General features: G+C 64.6%; 20 protein-coding genes and 1 tRNA gene. 17 read left to right on the plus strand and 4 right to left on the minus strand.

What is annotated here, in order from left to right:
- Positions 1-94 precede the first annotated feature (94 nt).
- The 6 genes from ACU0DV_RS05635 (at position 95) to ACU0DV_RS05660 (ending at position 6480) form a co-directional block, all read left to right on the plus strand.
- Positions 95-769: an SURF1 family protein gene (locus tag ACU0DV_RS05635; protein WP_283980813.1), complete on the plus strand. Its 675-nt coding sequence runs from the start codon at positions 95-97 to the stop codon at positions 767-769.
- Position 770: 1 nt separating this feature from the next.
- The gene (gene thrC / locus ACU0DV_RS05640) at positions 771-2159 is read left to right on the plus strand and encodes a threonine synthase (RefSeq protein ID WP_446241221.1); all 1389 of its coding nucleotides are present in this window, start codon (positions 771-773) and stop codon (positions 2157-2159) included.
- Complete coding sequence (locus ACU0DV_RS05645) at positions 2156-3418, plus strand: M16 family metallopeptidase (protein ID WP_446241222.1); 1263 nt, start codon at positions 2156-2158, stop codon at positions 3416-3418. Before thrC ends, ACU0DV_RS05645 begins: the two co-directional genes overlap by 4 nt.
- Positions 3418-4002 (plus strand): GNAT family N-acetyltransferase, encoded by a 585-nt coding sequence (locus tag ACU0DV_RS05650; protein WP_446241223.1) that lies wholly within the window; start codon positions 3418-3420, stop codon positions 4000-4002. Before ACU0DV_RS05645 ends, ACU0DV_RS05650 begins: the two co-directional genes overlap by 1 nt.
- Before the next feature lie 180 nt (positions 4003-4182).
- A complete protein-coding gene (locus tag ACU0DV_RS05655; protein ID WP_446241224.1) occupies positions 4183-5004 on the plus strand; it encodes an MBL fold metallo-hydrolase in 822 nt (273 codons plus the stop codon).
- Positions 5005-5070: 66 nt separating this feature from the next.
- Complete coding sequence (locus ACU0DV_RS05660) at positions 5071-6480, plus strand: FAD-binding oxidoreductase (RefSeq protein WP_446241225.1); 1410 nt, start codon at positions 5071-5073, stop codon at positions 6478-6480.
- Here ACU0DV_RS05660 and ACU0DV_RS05665 read toward each other — a convergent pair.
- Entirely contained in the window at positions 6477-7331 is an 855-nt protein-coding gene (locus tag ACU0DV_RS05665) for a lytic transglycosylase domain-containing protein (RefSeq protein WP_446241226.1), read from the minus strand. The genes ACU0DV_RS05660 and ACU0DV_RS05665 overlap by 4 nt on opposite strands.
- 365 nt (positions 7332-7696) lie before the next feature.
- Here ACU0DV_RS05665 and ACU0DV_RS05670 point away from each other — a divergent pair, with 365 nt between their 5' ends.
- The 9 genes from ACU0DV_RS05670 (at position 7697) to ACU0DV_RS05710 (ending at position 16661) form a co-directional block, all read left to right on the plus strand.
- Positions 7697-7891 carry a Flp family type IVb pilin gene (locus ACU0DV_RS05670; protein WP_100929691.1) on the plus strand — a complete coding sequence of 65 codons (195 nt, stop codon included), beginning with the start codon at positions 7697-7699 and terminating at the stop codon, positions 7889-7891.
- A gap of 280 nt (positions 7892-8171) precedes the next feature.
- Positions 8172-8348 (plus strand): hypothetical protein, encoded by a 177-nt coding sequence (locus tag ACU0DV_RS05675; protein WP_446241227.1) that lies wholly within the window; start codon positions 8172-8174, stop codon positions 8346-8348.
- A gap of 133 nt (positions 8349-8481) precedes the next feature.
- Positions 8482-9348: a Flp pilus assembly protein CpaB gene (gene cpaB / locus ACU0DV_RS05680; RefSeq protein ID WP_370310914.1), complete on the plus strand. Its 867-nt coding sequence runs from the start codon at positions 8482-8484 to the stop codon at positions 9346-9348.
- A 214-nt stretch (positions 9349-9562) separates the two neighbouring features.
- The gene (locus ACU0DV_RS05685; RefSeq protein ID WP_100929689.1) at positions 9563-10984 is read left to right on the plus strand and encodes a type II and III secretion system protein family protein; all 1422 of its coding nucleotides are present in this window, start codon (positions 9563-9565) and stop codon (positions 10982-10984) included.
- Between the two features lie 8 nt (positions 10985-10992).
- Entirely contained in the window at positions 10993-11676 is a 684-nt protein-coding gene (locus ACU0DV_RS05690) for an OmpA family protein (RefSeq protein WP_100929688.1), read from the plus strand.
- Positions 11677-11967: 291 nt separating this feature from the next.
- Complete coding sequence (locus tag ACU0DV_RS05695; RefSeq protein WP_283980826.1) at positions 11968-13215, plus strand: AAA family ATPase; 1248 nt, start codon at positions 11968-11970, stop codon at positions 13213-13215.
- A gap of 18 nt (positions 13216-13233) precedes the next feature.
- A complete protein-coding gene (locus ACU0DV_RS05700) occupies positions 13234-14691 on the plus strand; it encodes a CpaF family protein (protein WP_100929687.1) in 1458 nt (485 codons plus the stop codon).
- Positions 14692-14710: 19 nt separating this feature from the next.
- Positions 14711-15676 carry a type II secretion system F family protein gene (locus tag ACU0DV_RS05705; protein ID WP_100929686.1) on the plus strand — a complete coding sequence of 322 codons (966 nt, stop codon included), beginning with the start codon at positions 14711-14713 and terminating at the stop codon, positions 15674-15676.
- A 10-nt stretch (positions 15677-15686) separates the two neighbouring features.
- Positions 15687-16661, plus strand: a complete 975-nt coding sequence (locus tag ACU0DV_RS05710) for a type II secretion system F family protein (RefSeq protein WP_100929685.1) — start codon at positions 15687-15689, stop codon at positions 16659-16661.
- A 72-nt stretch (positions 16662-16733) separates the two neighbouring features.
- On the opposite strand, the gene ACU0DV_RS05715 is transcribed toward ACU0DV_RS05710, so the two are convergent.
- From ACU0DV_RS05715 to ACU0DV_RS05725, 3 genes are all read right to left on the minus strand, one after another.
- Positions 16734-17237 carry a prepilin peptidase gene (locus ACU0DV_RS05715; protein ID WP_446241228.1) on the minus strand — a complete coding sequence of 168 codons (504 nt, stop codon included), beginning with the start codon at positions 17235-17237 and terminating at the stop codon, positions 16734-16736.
- A gap of 12 nt (positions 17238-17249) precedes the next feature.
- Positions 17250-18104 (minus strand): tetratricopeptide repeat protein, encoded by an 855-nt coding sequence (locus tag ACU0DV_RS05720; RefSeq protein ID WP_100929683.1) that lies wholly within the window; start codon positions 18102-18104, stop codon positions 17250-17252.
- Between the two features lie 95 nt (positions 18105-18199).
- The gene (locus ACU0DV_RS05725) at positions 18200-18775 is read right to left on the minus strand and encodes a tetratricopeptide repeat protein (RefSeq protein ID WP_446241229.1); all 576 of its coding nucleotides are present in this window, start codon (positions 18773-18775) and stop codon (positions 18200-18202) included.
- A 207-nt stretch (positions 18776-18982) separates the two neighbouring features.
- Here ACU0DV_RS05725 and ACU0DV_RS05730 point away from each other — a divergent pair, with 207 nt between their 5' ends.
- Both ACU0DV_RS05730 and ACU0DV_RS05735 read left to right on the plus strand, forming a co-directional pair.
- Positions 18983-20296, plus strand: coding sequence for an ATPase (locus ACU0DV_RS05730; protein ID WP_100929681.1), 1314 nt, complete (start codon positions 18983-18985; stop codon positions 20294-20296).
- A gap of 223 nt (positions 20297-20519) precedes the next feature.
- Positions 20520-20596: transfer RNA gene (locus tag ACU0DV_RS05735), tRNA-Met, on the plus strand.
- Positions 20597-20749 lie beyond the last annotated feature (153 nt).

A 20749-nucleotide genomic window follows, 5' to 3' on the forward strand; every position in this document is an offset into this window, starting at 1 on the left:
CTCCCCGACGGCCACAGGGCTTGCGCCCGACGCCTCACGCGGTAAACCAAGGCGCGCCCCACCGGGCGCGCCTTTTCCGTTTCCGGAGACGCATGTGACACGCTACCTCGCCCCCCTGCTGATCGGCATCGCCGGATGCGCGATCCTGCTGTGGCTGGGCACATGGCAGATGCAGCGCCTCGACTGGAAAGAGGGCCTGCTCGCCGACATGGAGGCCACGATCTCCGGACCCGCGCAGCCCCTGCCCGTCATGGTCGACCCCACGGCACAGCGCTATCAGCCCGTGGAACTGTCGGGCGAGATCGGCGCGGAGGCGCTGCACGTCCTCGTCTCGGCAAAGCTGCGCGGCGCGGGCTGGCGGGTCATCTCCCCCTTCACCACCGACGACGGGCGTCGTCTCCTGGTGGATCGCGGCTTCACCCCGATCGATCAAAAGGACGCCCCGTTGTATGCGGGCCCCGCCCGGCTGACGGGCAACCTGCACTGGCCGGACGACCGCAACTCCTCCACTCCCGACAACGACCCGGACGACGATACCTGGTTCGCCCGTGACATCGGCCCTATGTCAGAGGCGCTGGACACGGAGCCGCTGCTGGTGATTGCCCGCAGTCTCGATCCGGCGGACGACGCCGTCGATCCGCTGCCCGTGGACACCTCCGGCATTCCCAACGATCATCTGCAATACGCCATTACGTGGTTCTCACTGGCCGCGGTTTGGCTCCTCATGACCGGCGTATGGCTGCGCCGTATCGCGAAAGGCACCGACTGACATGCGTTACATCTCCACCCGAGGCCAGGCCCCGGCCCTGTCATTCGAAGAAGCCATGCTGTCCGGGCTCGCCCGTGACGGCGGCCTCTACGTGCCGGAGACCATTCCCCAGATGTCCGCCGACGACATCCGCGCGCTGGAAGGTCTCAGCTACGAGGAAACCGCCTTCCGCGTGATGCGGCCCTTCGTGGGCGACGGGTTCACCGACGAGGTCTTTGCCGACCTGATCGCCAAGGCCTACGCAGGTTTCGGTCACAACGCCCGAGCGCCGCTGGTGCAGCTGGCACCGAACCACTTCCTGCTTGAGCTGTTCCACGGGCCGACGCTGGCCTTCAAGGACTTCGCCATGCAACTCATCGGCCAGCTCTTCCAGGAGGCGCTGGAGCGGAGGGGCGAGCGTGTGACCATCGTCGGCGCCACGTCGGGCGATACGGGCTCGGCCGCTATCGAGGCGTTCAAGGGGCTCGACAATGTCGACGTCTTCATCCTCTACCCGCATGGCCGGGTGTCCGAGGTGCAGCGCCGCCAGATGACCACACCGCCCGAGGCCAACGTGCACGCACTGGCGCTGGACGGCCACTTCGACGATTGCCAGGCGCGGCTGAAGGACATGTTCAACCACTTCGAGTTCCGCGACGGCGTTCGGCTGGCCGGCGTGAACTCGATCAACTGGGCGCGCGTGCTGGCGCAGGTCGTCTACTACTTCTCCGCCGCCGTCAGCCTCGGCGCCCCGGACCGCAAAGTCAGCTTCACCGTGCCCACCGGCAACTTCGGCGACATCTTCGCGGGCTACATCGCCAAGCGCATGGGCCTGCCCATCGACCGGCTGGTTGTGGCGACGAACCAGAACGACATCCTGCACCGCTGCCTGACGTCGGGCGACTACCAGACCTCCGAAGTCCATCCCTCGATCAGCCCGTCGATGGACATCCAGGTCAGCAGCAACTTCGAGCGTGCCCTCTTCGACGCCTACGACCGCGACGGTGCGGCGGTGGCGCAGCTGATGGACGAACTGAAGGCAGGCGGCTTCAACGTGAGCCAGGGCGCGCTTCAGGCCCTGCGCGAACACTTCGACTCCGGCCGCGTGTCAGAGGAGGAGACGCTGGACACCATCCGCCTGGCGCAGGCCACGATGGGGGAACTCCTGTGCCCGCATTCCGCGATAGGCGTCCGCGTGGCAGAGGACGAGCGCGATCCGAAGACGCCGATGATCACGCTGGCCACCGCGCACCCGGCCAAGTTCCCGGATGCCGTTGAAAAGGCCACGGGTATTCGTCCCCCTCTTCCAAATCGCATGGCTGACCTGTATGAGCGTTCGGAACGGTTGACCCGCGTGGCCAACGACCTGTCCGCCCTCGAAAACCTTATTCAGGAGCGTATCACCAAGTGACCGTCCAGATTTCCACGCTGTCCAACGGGCTTCGCATCGTCACCGAGAAGATGCCCGGCCTTCAATCCGCCGCGCTCGGTCTCTGGGTGACGGCGGGCGGACGGCACGAACGCGTGGAACAGAACGGCATTGCGCATTTCCTCGAACACATGGCGTTCAAGGGCACAAAGCGGCGCAGCGCGCTGCAGATCGCCGAAGCCATCGAGGACGTGGGCGGCTACATCAACGCCTACACGTCGCGCGAGGTGACGGCCTATTACGCCCGCGTCCTTAAGGCCGACACCGCGCTGGCGGTCGATGTGCTGGCCGACATCCTGCTCAACCCGGTCTTCGACGAGAAGGAGATCGACACGGAGCGCCACGTCATCCTGCAGGAAATCGGCCAGGCGCATGACACGCCGGACGACATCATCTTCGACTGGCTGCAGGAAAAGGCCTATCCCGATCAGCCCATCGGCCGGACGATCCTGGGCGAGGCGGCCCGGGTCGAGGGGTTCTCCCGCTCCGACCTGCAACGCTTCGTCGAGGAGCACTACGGCCCCGGCCAGATGATCCTTTCTGCCGCCGGTGCCGTCGACCACGACGCGCTGGTGAAGCAGGCCGAGGGTCTTTTCGGCAGCCTGTTCCCCCGCCCCGGCCGGAACGCCGACGGCGCACGTTTCCACGGCGGCGAGATGCGGCGGGTCAAGGACCTCGAACAGGCGCACATGGCGCTCGCCTTCGAGGCGCCGGGTTACAGGGACCCCGGGTTCTACACCGCGCAGATCTACGCCATCGCGCTTGGCGGCGGCATGTCCTCACGCCTGTTTCAGGAGATCCGCGAGAAGCGCGGGCTGTGCTACACCATCTTCGCCCAGTCCGGCGCCTACGCCGACACCGGGATGACGACGATCTACGCCGGCACCTCCGGCGACGAGATGGGCGAACTGCTGGACCTGACCGTGGACGAGATGAAGCGCGCGGCAGACACCATGTCGGATGCCGAGATCGAGCGCGCCCGCGCCCAGATGAAGGCCGGGCTGCTGATGGGGCTCGAAAGCCCGTCCAGCCGGGCCGAGCGCATGGCACGCATGGTGCAGATCTGGGGGAAGGTGCCGCCGATCGAAGAGACGGTCGCCCGCATCGACGCGGTCACGCGCGAGGGCGTGCTCGCCTTTGCCGAAGCGCAGGCCGCGCAATCCGCGGCGGCGCTGGCCCTGTATGGCCCCGTCGACAGCGCGCCCACCCTGGAACAACTGCAGGCACGGCGGGCTGCGTGATGCTCTCTTTCCGGCGGAAGCTCCGGATCGAGACGGAACGTCTCAAACTGCGCCCCCCCATGCATTCCGACTACACGCCATGGCAGACGCTGCGGTCGGGAAGCAGGGGGTTCCTGGCACCGTGGGAACCCACCTGGGCCGCCGACCACCTGTCGCGCAAGGCCTTCACGAACCGCGTCTACTGGGCGTCGCGCTCGATCAACGGCGGGACGGCGGTGCCGCTGTTCCTGATCCGGCGCGACGACGAAGCACTGGTGGGCGCCATCACGCTCGACAACATCCGCCGCGGCCCCGCGCAGGCCGGCACGCTCGGTTACTGGACGGGTCAGCCCTACGCGCGAAACGGCTACATGGCAGAGGCCATCGCCGCCGTCACCCATCACGCCTTCGAACGCCTGGGGCTCAGCCGCCTCGAAGCGGCCTGCCTTCCCGAGAACGCGGCCTCGCGCGGACTGCTCGAACGGTCCGGCTTCAAATACGAGGGCGTGGCGCAGAGCTACCTGCAGATCAACGGCCGCTGGCGGACCCACGTCCTCTATGCCTGCCTGCGCAGCGACCGGCGCGGCAAGACGACGGTCGGCTAGTTCACCTGCAGATCAAGCCGTTGTGAACGCATGGGCGCCGTCTGGCGGCTCTGCACGCTTTGGCGAACGCGGCTGTCGGGCTAGGCTGACCGGCAGGTCGGTGCCTTGCCTTCGACTTGGCGCTGGCCCCGCGTAGGTCGGAGTTCACTCCGACTCCCTTCCCGGAGCCAGGAGACGTTCATGATCCGCCTTGCCATCGCCTTCCTCGCCATTGCCGCCACCTCCGCCATGGCACAGGACCAACGCCGCCCGTCACATTGCATTGCCATCGCCGACGCCGCGCCCGGGATCGAATACCTGCACAAGGCGTCCTGGACCGAACCCGTCCCGGATTACTCCGTGCGCCTGCACTACCTCTCTCATGCCAGTTTCCTGCTGCAGACACAGGGCGGTCTGACTGCGGTCACCGATTTCACCGGGTTCATCGGCAACGTGCCCCTGATCCCTGACATCGTGACCATGAACCACGCCCACAGCACCCACTGGACGGCAAACCCCGACCCGGCCATTCCGCACGTCCTGCCCGGCTGGGGGGAACCCTTCGGCACCGGGATCGACCATTACCTGGACCTCGGCGAGATGCTCGTCCGCAACGTGTCGACCAACATCCGTTCCGGCTATGGCGGGATGGAGGAGAAGGGCAATTCCATCTTCGTCTTCGAGGTCGAGGGCCTGTGCATCGGCCACCTCGGCCACCTCCATCACATCCCCACCGACGAACAGTTCGCCGCGCTCGGGCGGCTCGACGTGGTTATGGTGGCTGTCGATGGCGGCATGACCCTGCCGCTGTCCCGCGTGGTGCCAATGCTGGAACGGCTGAAGTCCTCGGTGGTGATTCCGATGCACTGGTTCTCGGACTATGGGCTGGAGTCCTTCCTGACCCAGATCGGCGAGACCTTCGCCATCGACCGGCGCGACTCCTCGTCGATGGAAGTCAGCCTGCGCACCCTGCCCTCCCGCCCGACGGTTGTCGTCCTGCGGCCGGAGTGGCTCCGCGAATGACATCCGCCCCTTGATAAACCCGCGCGCATGGGGGACAGGCTGAAGCGACGACGGAAGGAGACCGCCATGCCCCTCGCCCCCGCCGATGACGCCTTTGCGGACACGCTGCGCGCCCTGTTGCCCGATGACACGCTGCGCCGGGCAGAACCACGCTACCTGGAAGAGTCGCGTGGCCGCTGGCAGGGATCGTCCACGTGGGTGGCCCTGCCCCGCAACACCGACGACGTTGCCACCATCGTCCGCCACTGCGCCGCCTCACGCGCCGGCATCGTGCCCTACGGCGGCGGTACGGGCCTCGTCGGCGGGCAGATCGCGCCGGAGGGCCAGCCGCTTGTGCTGTCACTAGAACGCATGACCGCCATCCGCGCGACCTACCCCGAGGAAAACACGCTCATCGCCGAGGCGGGCGCCATCCTGAGCGACATACACGACACGGCAGAGGCCATGGACCGGCTGTTTCCGCTGTCGCTGGCGTCAAAGGGCTCGGCGCGGCTGGGGGGGCTGCTGTCGACCAACGCCGGGGGGATCAACACCCTGCGCTACGGCAACGCCCGAAATCTGGTGCTTGGGCTGGAGGTCGTGCTGCCAGACGGATCGGTCTGGCATGGCCTCAGGCGCCTGCGCAAGGACAACACGGGCTACGACCTCCGCCACCTGCTGATCGGGGCAGAAGGGACGCTGGGGGTCATCACCGCGGCCTCCCTGGCCCTCTCGCCGCGCCCGGCGTCCACCGGCACCGCCTTCCTGACCGTGCCCTCACCGCGCGCGGCGCTCGATCTGCTGGCCCTGGCGCACGACCAACTGGGCGAAACCGTCTCCGCCTTCGAGCTGATCCACCGGCAGGGCATGGACTTCCTCGCATCCGAACTGCCCGAGATCCGCCGCCCGTGGGGGACGCCTCCCGAATGGTGCGTTCTGATCGAAATCGGCCTTGGCCGCGGCGCAGACCCGACAGCCGCGCTCGAGACGCTGTTTGCCGAGGCGCTCGACCGTGGCCTGTCGGACGACGGCCTCATCGCCTCCTCGGACACGCAGGCGCAGCAGTTCTGGGACGTCCGCGAGCATATTCCGGAGGGCAACCGCCGGATCGGGTCGATATCGAGCCACGACATCTCCCTGCCGCTCTCGGCGATTCCCGATTTCATCGTAAAGGCGACCGAGGCGCTGAACGCCATGGACACCTTCCGCATCAACTGCTTCGGGCACCTTGGCGACGGCAACCTGCACTTCAACGTCTTCCCGCTGGAAGGACGCACCCGCGCGGATCACGCCCACCAGAGGGAGGCGATCAAGTCCTGCGTGCACGACCTGACACATGCGATGGGCGGTTCGGTCAGCGCAGAGCACGGCATCGGGCGGCTGAAGACGGACGACATGACACGCTACACGGACCCCGTGAAGCTCGCAGCGATGCGCGCGATCAAGTCGGCGCTTGATCCGGCGGGAATCATGAACCCCGGGGCCGTGCTGCCCTAACGCGCCGCGACCTGGAACACGCAGCCGTCCGACGCCAGTTGCGGCGGGGTCAGGCACAGGCCGCGGGCGACCTCGAACGCGGCCAGCACCTTGGGCACGTAGTCGCGCGTCTCGGCGTAATTCGGCACGCCCTGGTTCGCGCCGATGGAGTTTTCGCCCGCGTTGTAGCCGGCCAGAACGAGAATCGGATCGCCAGCGAATTTTTCCATCAGGAAATCGAGGAACCGGACACCGCCCTTGATGTTCTGCACCGCGTCCAGCGAATCCTCGACGCCAAAGCGTTTCGCGGTATCGGGCATGAGCTGCATGAGCCCCTGAGCGCCCGCGCTGCTCTGCGCATCCGGGCGACCACCGGATTCGACGTATATAACCGCCAGGGCGAGCGCCGGAGACACGCGCGTCCCGACCGTCTCGCGCAGCAGGTCCTTGCCGTGCCGTGCCGCGATGTCCTGAAGGGCCTGCAGACGGGGTGCAGCCACCCGCGCGCCCCCCGGACCGTTGCCCAGCGATGCCAGAGCCGGTTCGAGGCGCCCCGGTCCGCTGTCGGACTGGGCGGGGGACACGGTGTCCCAGAACCATGCGTAACTGCCACTGCGCGACGGTGCGGCGCCCGCCCGCGGGGCCGAGGCCGACGCCGACGCCTTTTCAGCCGATGGCCGGGGTGCCGGCAGCGGCGGCACTGCCGGATTCGCGCGCGGGGCCACCTGAACGGTGATCCTCTTGGCCGCCCCCACCTTGGGAGGCGACACGCGCCGCGCCGAGAAATCCGAAAACACCTGCTGCGCCATCGCATCGGTTGCAAGGGCGCAGGATACGGCCACCACGGCCGCCGCGAAAAGTCTCTGTGTCATGTACTGCTCGTCCCCGGTTCTATGCCGTTTCGGGAGTATTCCTGACAGTCTCGCACAATCCGGTGAAGAAAACCACTTTTGTAAACGGATTGCGGCAATCTCTGTCCCAGTCGCCTGTACGTTAGGATATTTTGCCAGCCCTCAATGAAGGCATTAATTCATTTTTCCATTTAAAATCAGGCAACTAACCAGATCATTAAAAAAATCTCAACGACCGCGAAATTAATGCAAAGCGGCCAAAATCTCGCCCCAAACCAAGTGCTTTATAGGGTCATACCAACGAGGGACAGGGCAATGAGAGAGGCCCGCTACCGACCCCAAGCTGGTGAACGTGAGCAACACAACACACACTACGGAGAGAGACCATGATCAACTTCATCAAAAACTTCCGCAATGACGAATCCGGCGCCGTGACCGTTGACTGGGTCGTTCTGACCGCGGCCGTCGTGGGCTTGGCCATCGCCGCCTACACCCAGATCGAGACCAACGCCAACGCGCTGATCAACGCAGCAGCCGGCGAAGTCGCGGCAGAGCAGACCCTGCTCGAAGCGAAGAAGTAATCGCTTCTCGCGTCGGACCGCCCGGCACAGGGTGGTCCGCCCCGGCGCGGCAAATGCTTGCCGCGCCTTTTTCGATCCAGGCCAAAGCGCGTTCCCGGATCGCTTTCGCCACCAGACGACCACCGACCGATACCAAGGTATCCCGGAGCTTTCGGATGCGCGCAGAAGCATCTGTCGGCATGTGCTCCACATGAACGACCGCTGCTGCAGAACGCGGCCGCCCGACGAGACGGGACAATCCGCATCAGGCGGATCAGGCTACACGCGAGAGGCACTCCGGATGTTCACCACATTCCTCACAGACGAAACCGGCGCAGTCACCATCGACTGGATTGTCCTGACCGCGGCAATGGTCGGGCTGTGCCTGCTGGCGACCACCATCATGGACAGCACCACGTTGGAGCTCAGCGAGGGCATCGGCCAGTTCATGCAGGACACCGCGCCCGAAGGGAAATAATCCCGCGCCAGGCAGCCGGACCCGCGAAACCGCTCCGGCCACGAGATCGTCATGATTTCTGCCAGAGTTAACCTTTTTCCTTGGCTATCCCGATCCCAATGACCGGGCAGAAGCCCATTACAGGAGAAGCCACATGCGACTTGTATTCGGACTCGTCCTTCTTGCAGGCATCGGACTTGCCGGCTTTGCCGTCTACATGGCGCAGAACTACATCGGCGCTTATGAAACGGCGCTTGTCGAGGCGCGGCAGCAGACCCATGCGTCCGTCCCCACCAGGCAGATCTACGTGTCGGCGAAACCCATCGCCTACGGGCAGGAGATCACTGAGGAGGACATCCGCCTCGCCCCCTGGCCGGAAGAGATCATGCCGGAAGGCATCTTCGACGAGGAAAATCCACTCCTGACAGAAAACATGGAGCCGCGTGTCGCACTGCGCGCCATCGACGCGTTCGAGGCCATCGTGCCCAGCAAGGTCTCCCAGCCCGGCGGCTCTGCCGGCCTGACGCACTACTTGAAGCCCGGTGAAAGCGCCTTTGCGATCCGTGTGGACGTGGCCTCCGGCGTGTCCGGCTTCCTCCGTCCCGGCGATCGCGTCGATGTATACTGGACAGGACGCGTCGACAGCCGCGATCCGAACATGCCGCGCGGCGAAGTGACGAAGATGATCCTTGCGGGTATGCGCCTGATCGCCATCGACCAGAACTCCGAAGCGGACACCAGCGGGACGTCCATCGCACGTACCGTTACCGTCGCCGCTACCCGCGAACAGACGCTCGTGCTGACCCACGCGCAATCGACAGGACAGCTGACCCTTTCCCTGATCTCTCAGGACGAGGACGGCGAGGCGATCACCACGGAGGTCGACCAGCTCTCGATGCTCGGCCTGCAACGGGCAGAACCCGTCGCCGCGCCGGAACCGGTACAGCGCGAGCAGGTCTGCAGCACCCGCGTCCGTCGCGGCGCAGAGGTGGTCAACATCCCGATCCCCTGTACAAACTGATACAAGATAACACCTGCCCGTGTTCCGGAAGGGTCCCGCGATGCGGGGCCCTTTTGTGTAGCGGCGCACGTCACATACCGTCTGTTGCCCCTTATCCACAGAAACTGCGCGCTCAAAGCCCTTGATTCTTGATTAATTTTCCAAATTGAAACACACTCCCACGAAATGCAGGCATGAAGACCTGCGGATGAGGCGTGATCGAAAGGCAGGTCACATGACATTTGACGGCTATCTGAAGGCGGCCCTCTGCGGGCTGGCCTTGGGCGTTGCGACCGTGTCGCCGCCCGCGCACGCGGATTCCATCCGCGTCGTGCGAACCGGTACGGAATCCGTCCTGTCGGTTCCAATGAACCGGGCCGTGGTGGTCGAAAGCGATACGCCTTTCGCGGAACTGTCCATCGCCAACCCCTCTATCGCCGACATTTCGTCCCTGTCGGACCGCACCATCTATGTTCTCGGCAAGCAGCCGGGCACGACCACGCTGACGATCCTCGACCCGCAGGGGCAGCTCATCACCAACGTCGATGTGCGTGTCGCCGCGGATGTGACCGAATTCAAGGAACGCCTGACCCAGATCCTCCCGGAAGAGAAGATCGAGGTCCGGACGGCCAACGACGGCATCGTGCTGTCCGGCACCGTTTCTTCCATCGCCCGCATGGAACGCGCGCTCGACCTGGCGCAACGGTACGCGCCGGACCGGGTGTCGAACCTGATGGTGGTCGGCGGCATCCAGCAGGTCATGCTGAAGGTGCGTTTCGCGGAAATGCGGCGCTCCGTCTCCAAAGCCCTGCGCGCATCTCTCGCCACCGGCGGGTCGACCGGCGATCTGGGTGTCGAACTGGGGACAGGCAACGCCGCCACCATCGCCGAACGTGACCTCGTCTCCGACAAGCTGTTCCCCCGCCGCCTGGGCACCGAGGGTGCCGTGCTCTTCGGTTTCAACGCCGGCGGTCTTGAAGTCGGCATCCTCCTTGAAGCCCTTGAATCCAAAGGCATGGTCCGGACCCTCGCGGAACCGAACCTGACCGCCCTTTCCGGGCAGGAAGCCAGCTTCCTCGCGGGCGGTGAATACCCGGTGCCGACGGCGCAGGGCGACAGCAGCGTCACGGTGGAGTTCAAACCCTTCGGCGTCGAACTGGCCTTCGTGCCGCGCGTGATCGACGGCGACCTCATCAACCTCGAGCTCGAAGCGGCCGTGTCGTCTGTCGACTCGAGCAACGGGATTACCTTCCAGGACGTGACCATCGCCGGTTTCGCCCGCCGCGAAGCGAAGACCACGGTGGAACTGCGTGACGGCGAAAGCTTTGCCATCGCCGGTCTGCTGCAGGAAAACTTCTCCGACCTCAACGGTCAGGTGCCGTGGATCGGGGACGTGCCGATCCTTGGCGCGCTGTTCCGGTCGACGGAATACCAGCGCGAACAGTCCGAACTGGTCATCATCGTCACGCCGCACCTCGTGACCCCCACCCGGGGCGAGGCGCTGGCCCTGCCGACCGACCGCGTCACCCTGCCGTCCGAGCGTCAGCTGTTCCTGAACGGCCAGATCGACGGAAACGGGCGCAGGCCGCGGTCCGGTGCCGCCGCAGAAGTGGCAAACCAGGACTTCAACGGCTCCTACGGCTACGTGATGGATTGAGAGAGACCATGGCTCAACGACCCCTCCTCCGCCTCACCCTGACCGGGCTTGCCGTCGGCCTTCTGACCGCAGGCTGCGCGGGAAACACCCAGTCCACTATGACGCGCGGCTTCAACAACGAGGTGGGCGTCAAGGTCGATCCGGGCAACTTCGGTGACGCTACCATGAACAACCACCAGTACATGACTGGCGAAAAGCAATACGTCTACGACCTGTCGCAACGCTTCGCCGCCGAGGTCATGACCACCGTCAACTTCGCGTTCAACTCCGCCCAGCTCGATCAGGGCGCGTTGGATACGCTGCGCGAACAGGCGCACTGGATCCGCCAGTTCCCCGAGGTCCGCTTCCGCGTCTATGGCCACACCGACAAGGTCGGCAACCAAGCCTACAACAAGTCGCTCGGTCTGCGCCGTGCCAACGCCGTGGTTAACTATCTGGTGAGTCAGGGCATTTCGCGGTCCCGCCTCGAAGCCGTGGTGTCCTTCGGCGAAACGCAGCCGCTGATCGTGACCGAAGGCCGCGAACGCCGCAACCGGCGCACCGTGACGGAGGTGTCGGGTTTCGTCGCCGGGCATCCGCAGGTGCTGGAAGGCAAGTATGCCGAGATCATCTACCGCGAGTACGTCAACAGCGCGGCGCCCGCATCCAACCTGAACAGCCAGTCGGGTGCGGAGCTCCAGCTCGGCAACTGACGCGAGCTCAGGCCTGACACGTAGCAAACGCCGCGCCTCCGGGGTCGCGGCGTTTGGCATTTGTGGCACCCCTCTTCGCTCAATCCAGCCCTTTTCCCGCCTGCGCGAACAATCTCTTTTTGACCGCTAAACTTCGCACAAATTCGGAAATTTGGCCCCATTGTCGCCGCCTTTCGAAGTGACTTTGGAACGGAACCACCCATGCGCCGATCCGACTCGGCGCCCGCGTTCACCGGGGGCGGGCAGAAGCCCGCCGTTGTCCGGGACGCGCGAGAAAAGGACGAAAGAGGCATGACCAGTACACCGACCACGCAGGCAGATCCCGCGCCGATCATTGCCTGCACGATCAGCCGGGACGTGCAGAACTTCGACCTGCTGATCGAGGACATGGAGACGATTCTGGGCGAAGCTTGGGGCGATCTCGGTTTCGACGAAGCGCTCGCCTTCATGTCGCAACCGGAAGCCTCGTCGCTGGAATTCGTGGCCATGGCCATCGACGCCATTGACGAAGGCGAAGTTTCGCAGTTGGCCGGGATCATAAAGGGGGCAAGAACACACGGCATAAAGGTGATCCTGATTGCCGAGGACGTGACACCCGCCTCGCTGCACCAGCTCTTGCGCAGCGGTGCCGACGAATTTGTCCCCTACCCGCTTCCCGAAGGCGAACTTGCCGCGGCGGTCGAACGCCTGCGCGCCCCCGAACCGGAACCTGTGCCGGCGCCCACTGCCAGCGCGCCGGCAAAGGTCAAGCTCTCGGGCGGCGGCGACGGCGTCCTGATCGCCGTTCAGGGGTTGTCCGGCGGATGCGGTGCGACCACGCTGGCGGTGAACCTGGCCTATGAACTGACCTCTGTCGGCGGCGACAAGCCCCCCAAGGTCTGCCTGATCGACCTCGGCCTGCAATTCGGCTCCGTCGCGACCTACCTGGACCTGCCGCGCCGCGAGGCCGTGTTCGAGACGCTGTCGGATATCGAGTCGATGGACGGCGAAAGCCTTGCGCAGGCGCTGGTGTCCTTCGAGGACAAGCTGCAGGTCTTCACCTCTCCGGCCGACATCCTGCCGCTCGACCTCATCGGTCCCAGCGAGGTGTCGAAGCTTCTGGACATCGCACGCGACCACTTCGACTACGTGGTGGTCGACATGCCCGGCACGCTGGTTCAGTGGACGGAAACCGTCCTGACGGAGGCACAGATCTACATCGCGCTGGTCGAGCTGGACATGCGTTCGGCCCAGAACACCCTGCGGCTGAAGCGGATGCTCCAGTCGGAGGATCTGCCGTTCGACAAGATCCGCTTCGCACTGAACCGTTCGCCGAAGTTCACCGACCTGCAGGGCAAGAGCCGGGTCAAGCGCATGGCCGACAGCCTTGGTATCTCGCTCGACCTGCAGCTTCCCGATGGCGGGCGGGCGGTGATGCAGGCCTGCGACCACGGCCTGCCGCTGGCCGCACACGCCGCGAAGAACCCGCTCCGCAAGGAAATCGTGAAGCTGGCGCAGCAGCTTAACGCAATCGGCGCCGACGACGCCGAAGCTGCCTGATCGCGAAGGACCGACCGAATGTTCTCACGCTACAAGAAACCCGGTCTCAAGGAGGCCCCCCGCCCCGTGGCCAAAGCGGAAGCCGTCGCCGCCCCGGCGGCGGACGACCGCAAGGTCGAGGTGCGGACACCGTCGGCCGTGCGCCGCAAGGGGCCGCCGCAGGCCCCGGCCCAGGCGGGCAATGCCGACAAGGAAAAGAAGCGCAAGGAACGCCTTGGCGAGGTGAAGCTGGAACTGCACCGCGCGCTGCTGGAGAACCTGAACCTCGCCGCGCTGGACCAGGCGTCCGAGGCGGAGCTGCGCGAGGAAATCTCCCAGATCGCGACGGAATCGCTCACTGAACGCGGCATCGTGCTGAACCGCGACGAGCGGCGCGCGATGATGACCGACCTCTACGACGAGGTGAAAGGTCTGGGCCCGCTCGAGGCCCTGCTGAAAGACGACACCGTCTCCGATATCCTCGTGAACGGTCCGCACCAGATCTTTGTCGAACGGTCGGGCAAGCTGCAGCTCTCGGACATCACGTTCAAGGACGAGAAGCACCTAATGCGGATCATCGACAAGATCGTGTCCGCCGTGGGCCGCCGCGTCGATGAATCGAACCCCTATGTCGACGCCCGTCTTATGGACGGCTCCCGTTTCAACGCCATGGTGCCGCCCATCGCCATCGACGGCAGCCTCGTCTCGATCCGGAAGTTCAAGAAGGACAAGCTGGGCATCGACGACCTCGTGAACTTCGGCGCCTTCACCGAAGAGATGGCCGTCTACCTTCAGGCCGCCGTGGCGACCCGCCTGAACATCATTGTCTCCGGCGGTACGGGTTCGGGCAAGACGACCACGCTCAACGCGCTGTCCAGCTTCATCGACGACAGCGAGCGTATCCTGACCATCGAGGATACCGCGGAACTCCAGCTTCAGCAGACCCACGTGGGACGCATGGAAAGCCGCCCGCCCAACGTCGAGGGCAAGGGGGCCGTCACGCCACGCGATTGCCTCAAGAACGCCCTGCGTATGCGCCCTGACAGGATCATCGTGGGGGAAACCCGCGGCGAGGAAGTCATCGACATGCTCCAGGCTATGAACACCGGTCACGACGGCTCCATGACCACAATCCACGCGAACTCCGCGCGGGACGGCGTGGCGCGTCTGGAAAACATGATCGCCATGGCCGGGATCGAGATGCCGCTGAAGGCGGTCCGCTCGCAGATCGCATCGGCCGTGAACCTCATCGTGCAGGCGTCGCGCCTGCAGGACGGCTCCCGCCGGATGACCTCCATCACCGAGATCACCGGCATGGAGGGCGACGTCATCTCCATGCAGGAAATCTTCCGCTACCAGCGCGTCGGGCTGACGCCGGACAACAAGATCATCGGTCACTTCACCGCGACCGGCGTGCGGTCGGCCTTCTCGGAGCGGTTCCGGATGTGGGGTTACGACATTCCGGCCTCGATCTACGAACCGTTCCGCCCGGATTAATTGAAAGCGAGTCACGAACATGCTCTCTGCAGCACCGATCATATACGGCCTGATTTTCGTCGGCGTCCTCGTCTTCGTGAACGGCATCTACCTGGTCGCCTTCGGCAAGTCGATCTCGCTGTCCAACAAGGTCAACCGGCGGCTGGAAATGCTCGACCGCGGCGACCGTCGCGAGGACGTCCTGGCCAAGCTCCGCAAGGAGATGGACCAGCACATGGAAAGCCGGTCCCTGCCGATCTATTCGCTGCTGGCCGACAAGGCGAACAAGGCGGCCATCGCCTTCACACCGCAGCAGCTGATGATGATCATGGCGGGCGCGTCGGTCGTGGCCTTCCTGGGCCTCAGCATCGGGACGGAGACCGGGCTGCCCATCCGCGTCATTCTGTCGGCGGGCATGGGCATCGGCGGCGTCTACATGTGGGTCGGCTCCAAGGCCAAGAAGCGCCTTTCGATGATCGAGGAGCAGCTTCCCGACGCGGTCGAGCTGATGGTGCGGTCGCTGCGCGTCGGTCATCCGTTCACCTCCGCGATCACCATCGTCTCGAAAGAGATCAAGGACCCGCTGGCGACCGAGTTCGGCATCATCGCGGACGAATCCGCCTATGGGCGTGACATCGGCGAGGCGCTGAAACACATGGCCGAACGGCTCGACATGCAGGACTTGCGCTTCCTCGCTGTCGCCGTGGCGATCCAGCAGCAGGCGGGCGGCAACCTCGCCGAGATCCTCGAAGGTCTGGCCAAGGTGATCCGCGCCCGCTTCCGCCTGTTCCGCCGCGTGAAGGCCATCACCGCCGAGGCGCAGTGGTCCGGCAAGTTCCTGTCCGGCTTTCCCGTCATGGCCCTGATCTTTATCCAGGTCGCCAAGCCCGACTACTACGACGAAGTTCTGGACCACCCGTGGTTCATTCCGGCCTGCTTCATCGTCGGCATCATGCTCGCCCTGAACATGATCGTCATGCGCTGGCTCGTGAACATCAAGGTCTGAGGAGACACCCATGCTAGACCAACTCAACACCGCGATCACCGATCTGCTGGGCCCCGCCGGTCCGCTGATCGTGGTTGCCGGTCTCGCGATCCTGCTGATCCTCGCGACCATCCCGATCTTGCTGAGCACCAAGCCCGACCCGCTCGACAAGCTCAAGGAGACCTCGCAGAAGAAGATGGACGCGCAGTCGCGCGCCGTCCTGCGCGACAAGCGCCGCAACGAGAAGCTGAACAAGTACGCGCAGTTCCTCGAACCGCAGGACGCCAAGGAGCTGTCCGAGATCAAGCTGAAGCTGCTTCAGGCAGGCTACCGCACGAAGGACGCGGTGCAGGTCTACTACTTCATGCAGTTCGCGCTCGGCCTCGGGATGCTGGCGGCAGGCACGGGGTACTACCTCTTCTTCGTGAACCCCGAAGAAGCGGACATGACCACGAAGCTGATGTATATTCTCGGCCCCGGCTGTGTCGGCTACCTCGCCCCGAAGTACTGGATCACCAAGCGCATGGAGAAGCGCAAGGAAGAGATCCAGCAGGGTTTCCCGGATGCGCTCGACATGATGCTCGTGTGCGTCGAGGCCGGCCAGTCGATGGAACAGTCGATCATCCGCGTGGCAAAGGAGCTGCGCGCCTCCTACCCCGCGCTGGCCGATGAGTTCGAGATCATCAGCCACGAGATGAAGGCCGGCAAGGACCGCAGCCAGGTCCTGAACGACATGTCGGAGCGTTGCGGATCGCAGGACGTGTCGAGCTTCGTGACCGTGCTGAATCAGGCGCAGACCTTCGGTACGTCGATCTCCGACGCGCTGCGCGTCTATGCCGGAGAGATGCGGGACAAGCGTGTGATGCGCGCCGAGGAAGCCGCCAACAAGCTGCCGACCAAGATGACGCTGACAACCATGATGCTGACGGTGCCGCCGCTGCTGATCATCCTCGTCGGCCCCTCTGCCGTGGGCATCACGCAGATGGGCGCCATGGCCGGCAACTGAGCCAGCCGCCATGAAAAAACGACGCCGCGTCCCGATGGGCGCGGCGTTTTCCGTTTCACGATGTGGCGGAAATCAGCCCGCGACCTGACCGTAGAACAGGCCAAGTCCGAGGTAGATCGCCATGGTGCCGCCAAGGGCGAGGCCCATGGGAAACTTCGACCCGGCGTTCCAGCTTTCCCAGTTCGGGGCCAGCCGCCGGATGGGTGTGAACTTGGCAATCCGGTGGGCGACAAAGGCCGCCAGCAAGTTCGCCGCGAAGAGGATCATCAGGAACCGCAGGTCGCCTAGCGCGATGAAGGGCGCGGCAGCGGCGGCCCACTTCGCATCCCCCGCCCCCACGGCGCCACCGGCGTTGAGCGCAATGCCCGCGACCAGCACCACGATCAGGTGCACGTAGCGCCAGAGATAGGCGTCGAACGGCATGGCGATGAACCCAACCACGACGAAAATGAAGAACATCGCAAGGACGGAGTGGTTGGGAATGCGCATTCCCTTCATGTCGGTGTACATGATGTACAGGCAGACCGGCAGGACGAATGGCAGTAACCAGGCGGCTTCGGTGACCGTTATCGACATCTCCGGCGCCCCTCAGGCGCCGTTTTCAAGCGCGGCCAGGGCACGGGCGGCCGCCTCGAAGTGCTGCGGATGGGTCTCCACCGCTTCGCGCAGCAACCCTTTGCCGATCTGCACGTCGCCGCGTTTTACCGCCGCAAGGCCCAGCGTATAGAGCAGTTCGGCGCGCTCCGGCTGTGTCATCGGAATGACCGGCAGGGTGTAGTTGCCCTGCGCGCCGCGCGCCATGACGAGGTTGTTCTTCGCGGTGAACATCGTCTGGTCGGCGTTTATCGCCTCTCCGAACAGCCGCTCCGCCTCGCGGAAGTCGCCGCGGGTCAGCTTCGAATAGCCCCAGTTGTTCATCACGGAGGCAGGCTTGGTCGTCAGACCCAGCGCGACCTCGTAGAAGGCATCCGCCTTCTTCCAGTCCTTCTTGCCGTCGGCGATCATCGCCTCGAGCCGGTAACGCTTGAAAGACTCGTGGGTCGGCGGGATCGAGGACAGGACCTTTTCGGCCTGATCCCAGTCATTCGTGCGGATCAGCGCATCGGCAAGCTCAACGCGGTCCTCGTTGGTGGCATCCTCGTGCGCAACCACCTGCGCCCAGGCGATCCGCGCCTCGGGAAAACGCTTCGCCCGGATCAGGCTGGACGCCAGGCCACGCTGGAAGTCGATCCGGTCCGGCTCGGTCGTGGAGGAACGCCTGAAGTAGTTGACCGCCTCGTTCGGGTCGCCAACGGTCAGCATGACCTCGTTCAGGTTCGTCTCGTCGATGACGTTGACGCCCTGGAACTTGCGGTCCACTTCGTCCTTGTCGATGGTCTTGTCGCACGCGGAAAGCGACGCCGCCACGGCCACGCCCAATGTCACACGGATCAGATGGCGCATGTTGCCTGCGTCCTCTTGCTGCTCTGCCTTGTCTCCACCTTGATGGCGGATGTATTTATGCCTCTGCCGCCACGTTGGACGGCCATTCAGCCCGGTTATACGTCGTTCCTGCGGATCTGGTACGATCCGCTGCCCCGCCGCACGAGCCTGAATTCTTCTTCTTGTTCCGGATCATACCGGCTATTTTCCAATTTTGCGAGCGCCAAGCGAAGATTATCGCGAATTGAGTCGTTTTGGCCATTGTCGAGGGCATAGGCCTTCTTGAACACGAGGCTTGCCTCGGAGGTTTCCCCCTTTTCCATCAGCAGGACGCCAAGGTTGTTCCAGGCTTCGGCCCATTCCGGGTCAAGCTCCACCGCGCGACGCAACAGCCCCTCCGCCTGATTCAAACGGCCGAGCGCGAGATTGACCGAACCGAGCGCAGTAAGGGTTTCGGCGTTGATGCCCTTCTGGCCCGCGGCGCGCGTGTAGGCCTCCAGCGCAAGATGGTACTCGCCCGCTTCCATCAGCCGGTGGCCGACGATCATGCCGTCGACCGCCTCCCCGTCCGGATCGACGGAGGGCGCAAACGGGTTCGGGTCATCCACGACCTCTTCGCCCGGCGCACATCCGGCAAGTGTCAAAAAGAGAAGGATCGCCGCAAGCGACCACCATGTGGAATTTGGGGTCATCTGTCGCCCCTTGGGAAAGCTGCTCGCCTATTGAAGTCGCGTGAAGCGCCCGCCACGTCAAGACGTTTCGCGGCGGCACAGGGGGTCGCGCCGCCCCTGCCCGACCGGCACGCACCCTCCAAATGTCCCAAAGCCCGCCCTAGACCTGCCACAAACCGTTGTCACTCTGGCAACCAAACAAACGGGCAATCCGGGCAGGACATCCACATGAACATGCAAAGCAGCACCGTCATTGCGCCTCCGGCGCCGCGCAGGCTCGAGGACATGAGCCTTTCGACCGTGATGATGCGCGACATCGTTCTCAAGACGCTGTTCCGCAAGAACACCAACAAGGTCACGCAACTGGCCCGTGCCGTCTGCCTGCCCGTGCCCGTCTGCCAGGAGATCATCGACATGGCCCGCGCCCAGGGCCTTATGGAGGCGATGGGCACGCTGGGGGCGGCCGGGCAGGTCGCCAACGAGATGCCCTACCAGCTGACCGACAGCGGCAAGGCCCGCGCCCTCGACGCGCTGGCGCAGTCGGAGTACTTCGGCCCGATGCCCGTCCCTCTGGAGGTCTACCGGGAACAGGTCGAACGCCAGTCGATCCGCAACATCCAGATCACCCGCGAACAGCTCACCTCGGCGATGGGCCACCTGATCCTGCCGAACGACCTGATCTCCAATCTCGGGCCGGCGGTGTCCTCGGGCAGGTCGATCCTGATGTACGGGCCGCCGGGCAACGGCAAGTCGTCGATCTCCAACGGCATCCGCGACGCCATGGGCGACCGCATCTACGTGCCGCGCGCGCTGGAATATTCCGGACAGGTCATCACCGTCTACGACCCGATCGTGCATTCGAAGGCCGAGGAGGACGCGGACGATCCCAACGCCCTGCGGCAGCGGGCCCGCTTCGACCGCCGGTACGTGATGTGCAAACGCCCGACGGTCATCACCGGGGGGGAGCTTTCGCTGTCGATGCTGGACCTCGTCTACAACCCCACGGCACGCACCTACCAGGCGCCGCTCCAGTTGAAGTCCACCGGCGGCATCTTCATCGTCGACGACCTTGGCCGCCAGGCGGAACCGCCGCAAAGCCTCGTGAACCGCTGGATCGTGCCGCTGGAGGAAGGCAAGGACATCCTCGCCCTCCAGTCCGGCGAAAAGTTCGAGGTGCCCTTCGACACACTGGTCATCTTCTCCACGAACTTCCACCCGAACGAGATCTTCGACCAGGCCGCGCTGCGCCGGATCTTCTTCAAGATCAAGATCGACGGCCCCAGCCAGGAGAACTTCCTGAAGATCTTCGCGCTCGTGGCCCGCAAGAAGAAGATGCAGCTGGACGAGGCCTCGCTCGTGCATCTGCTGAAGACCAAGTACCCGACGATCAACAACATCTTCGCCAACTACCAGCCGGTCTTCCTGATCGACCAGATGATTGCCGTCTGCGACTTTGAAGGGCTGCCCTACAAGATGACGCCCGAGCTGATCGACCGCGCATGGGGCAACATGTTCGTCAAGGACGAGAAGATCGTGAAGTAGGGGCTGTGGGCCCCTGCGCGCGGTTTCTGCCATGCGCCGTGAAGTGTCGATGGGTGGGACAGGGCGTACTTGCCGCGATCTCGCAGGCTGTCGCGCAGCGCTTCGCACCAGGGCATGCCGTGACCTGAACACCGCGCGTCACGGCACGGCAGAGTAAGGCACGATTTCCCGGAATTTCCGCTTGACGGCGCCCGCGCCCCCCCTTATCCCCCGCCCACGGTCTGGCGCGGTAGCTCAGTTGGTTAGAGCGAACGACTCATAATCGTTAGGTCGGGGGTTCGAGTCCCCCCCACGCCACCACAACACCCCTAAATCATTGCAGTTTGCAGCGACGCGGCGCACCACGCGTCCCGCTGCGCACGTTATATCCTGCGATGCGGAGAGCATCGGCAATCGCCGCCAGTGCCGTCGCAGCCAGCCCCGGACTGACACACAATCCAAGGCGCAGACGAC

The organism is Sagittula sp. (genome assembly GCF_052825245.1).

Bases quoted from the DNA above. Each gene is read 5' to 3' on its own strand.
- ACU0DV_RS05685 (WP_100929689.1), top strand. From the start codon at position 9,563: ATGACATTTGACGGCTATCTGAAGGCGGCCCTCTGCGGGCTGGCCTTG.
- ACU0DV_RS05730 (WP_100929681.1), top strand. From the start codon at position 18,983: ATGAACATGCAAAGCAGCACCGTCATTGCGCCTCCGGCGCCGCGCAGG.
- ACU0DV_RS05660 (WP_446241225.1), top strand. From the start codon at position 5,071: ATGCCCCTCGCCCCCGCCGATGACGCCTTTGCGGACACGCTGCGCGCC.
- ACU0DV_RS05725 (WP_446241229.1), bottom strand. From the start codon at position 18,775: ATGACCCCAAATTCCACATGGTGGTCGCTTGCGGCGATCCTTCTCTTT.
- ACU0DV_RS05695 (WP_283980826.1), top strand. From the start codon at position 11,968: ATGACCAGTACACCGACCACGCAGGCAGATCCCGCGCCGATCATTGCC.
- ACU0DV_RS05720 (WP_100929683.1), bottom strand. From the start codon at position 18,104: ATGCGCCATCTGATCCGTGTGACATTGGGCGTGGCCGTGGCGGCGTCG.
- ACU0DV_RS05700 (WP_100929687.1), top strand. From the start codon at position 13,234: ATGTTCTCACGCTACAAGAAACCCGGTCTCAAGGAGGCCCCCCGCCCC.
- ACU0DV_RS05705 (WP_100929686.1), top strand. From the start codon at position 14,711: ATGCTCTCTGCAGCACCGATCATATACGGCCTGATTTTCGTCGGCGTC.
- ACU0DV_RS05655 (WP_446241224.1), top strand. From the start codon at position 4,183: ATGATCCGCCTTGCCATCGCCTTCCTCGCCATTGCCGCCACCTCCGCC.
- ACU0DV_RS05670 (WP_100929691.1), top strand. From the start codon at position 7,697: ATGATCAACTTCATCAAAAACTTCCGCAATGACGAATCCGGCGCCGTG.
- ACU0DV_RS05650 (WP_446241223.1), top strand. From the start codon at position 3,418: ATGCTCTCTTTCCGGCGGAAGCTCCGGATCGAGACGGAACGTCTCAAA.
- cpaB (WP_370310914.1), top strand. From the start codon at position 8,482: ATGCGACTTGTATTCGGACTCGTCCTTCTTGCAGGCATCGGACTTGCC.
- thrC (WP_446241221.1), top strand. From the start codon at position 771: ATGCGTTACATCTCCACCCGAGGCCAGGCCCCGGCCCTGTCATTCGAA.
- ACU0DV_RS05675 (WP_446241227.1), top strand. From the start codon at position 8,172: ATGTTCACCACATTCCTCACAGACGAAACCGGCGCAGTCACCATCGAC.
- ACU0DV_RS05690 (WP_100929688.1), top strand. From the start codon at position 10,993: ATGGCTCAACGACCCCTCCTCCGCCTCACCCTGACCGGGCTTGCCGTC.
- ACU0DV_RS05710 (WP_100929685.1), top strand. From the start codon at position 15,687: ATGCTAGACCAACTCAACACCGCGATCACCGATCTGCTGGGCCCCGCC.
- ACU0DV_RS05665 (WP_446241226.1), bottom strand. From the start codon at position 7,331: ATGACACAGAGACTTTTCGCGGCGGCCGTGGTGGCCGTATCCTGCGCC.
- ACU0DV_RS05715 (WP_446241228.1), bottom strand. From the start codon at position 17,237: ATGTCGATAACGGTCACCGAAGCCGCCTGGTTACTGCCATTCGTCCTG.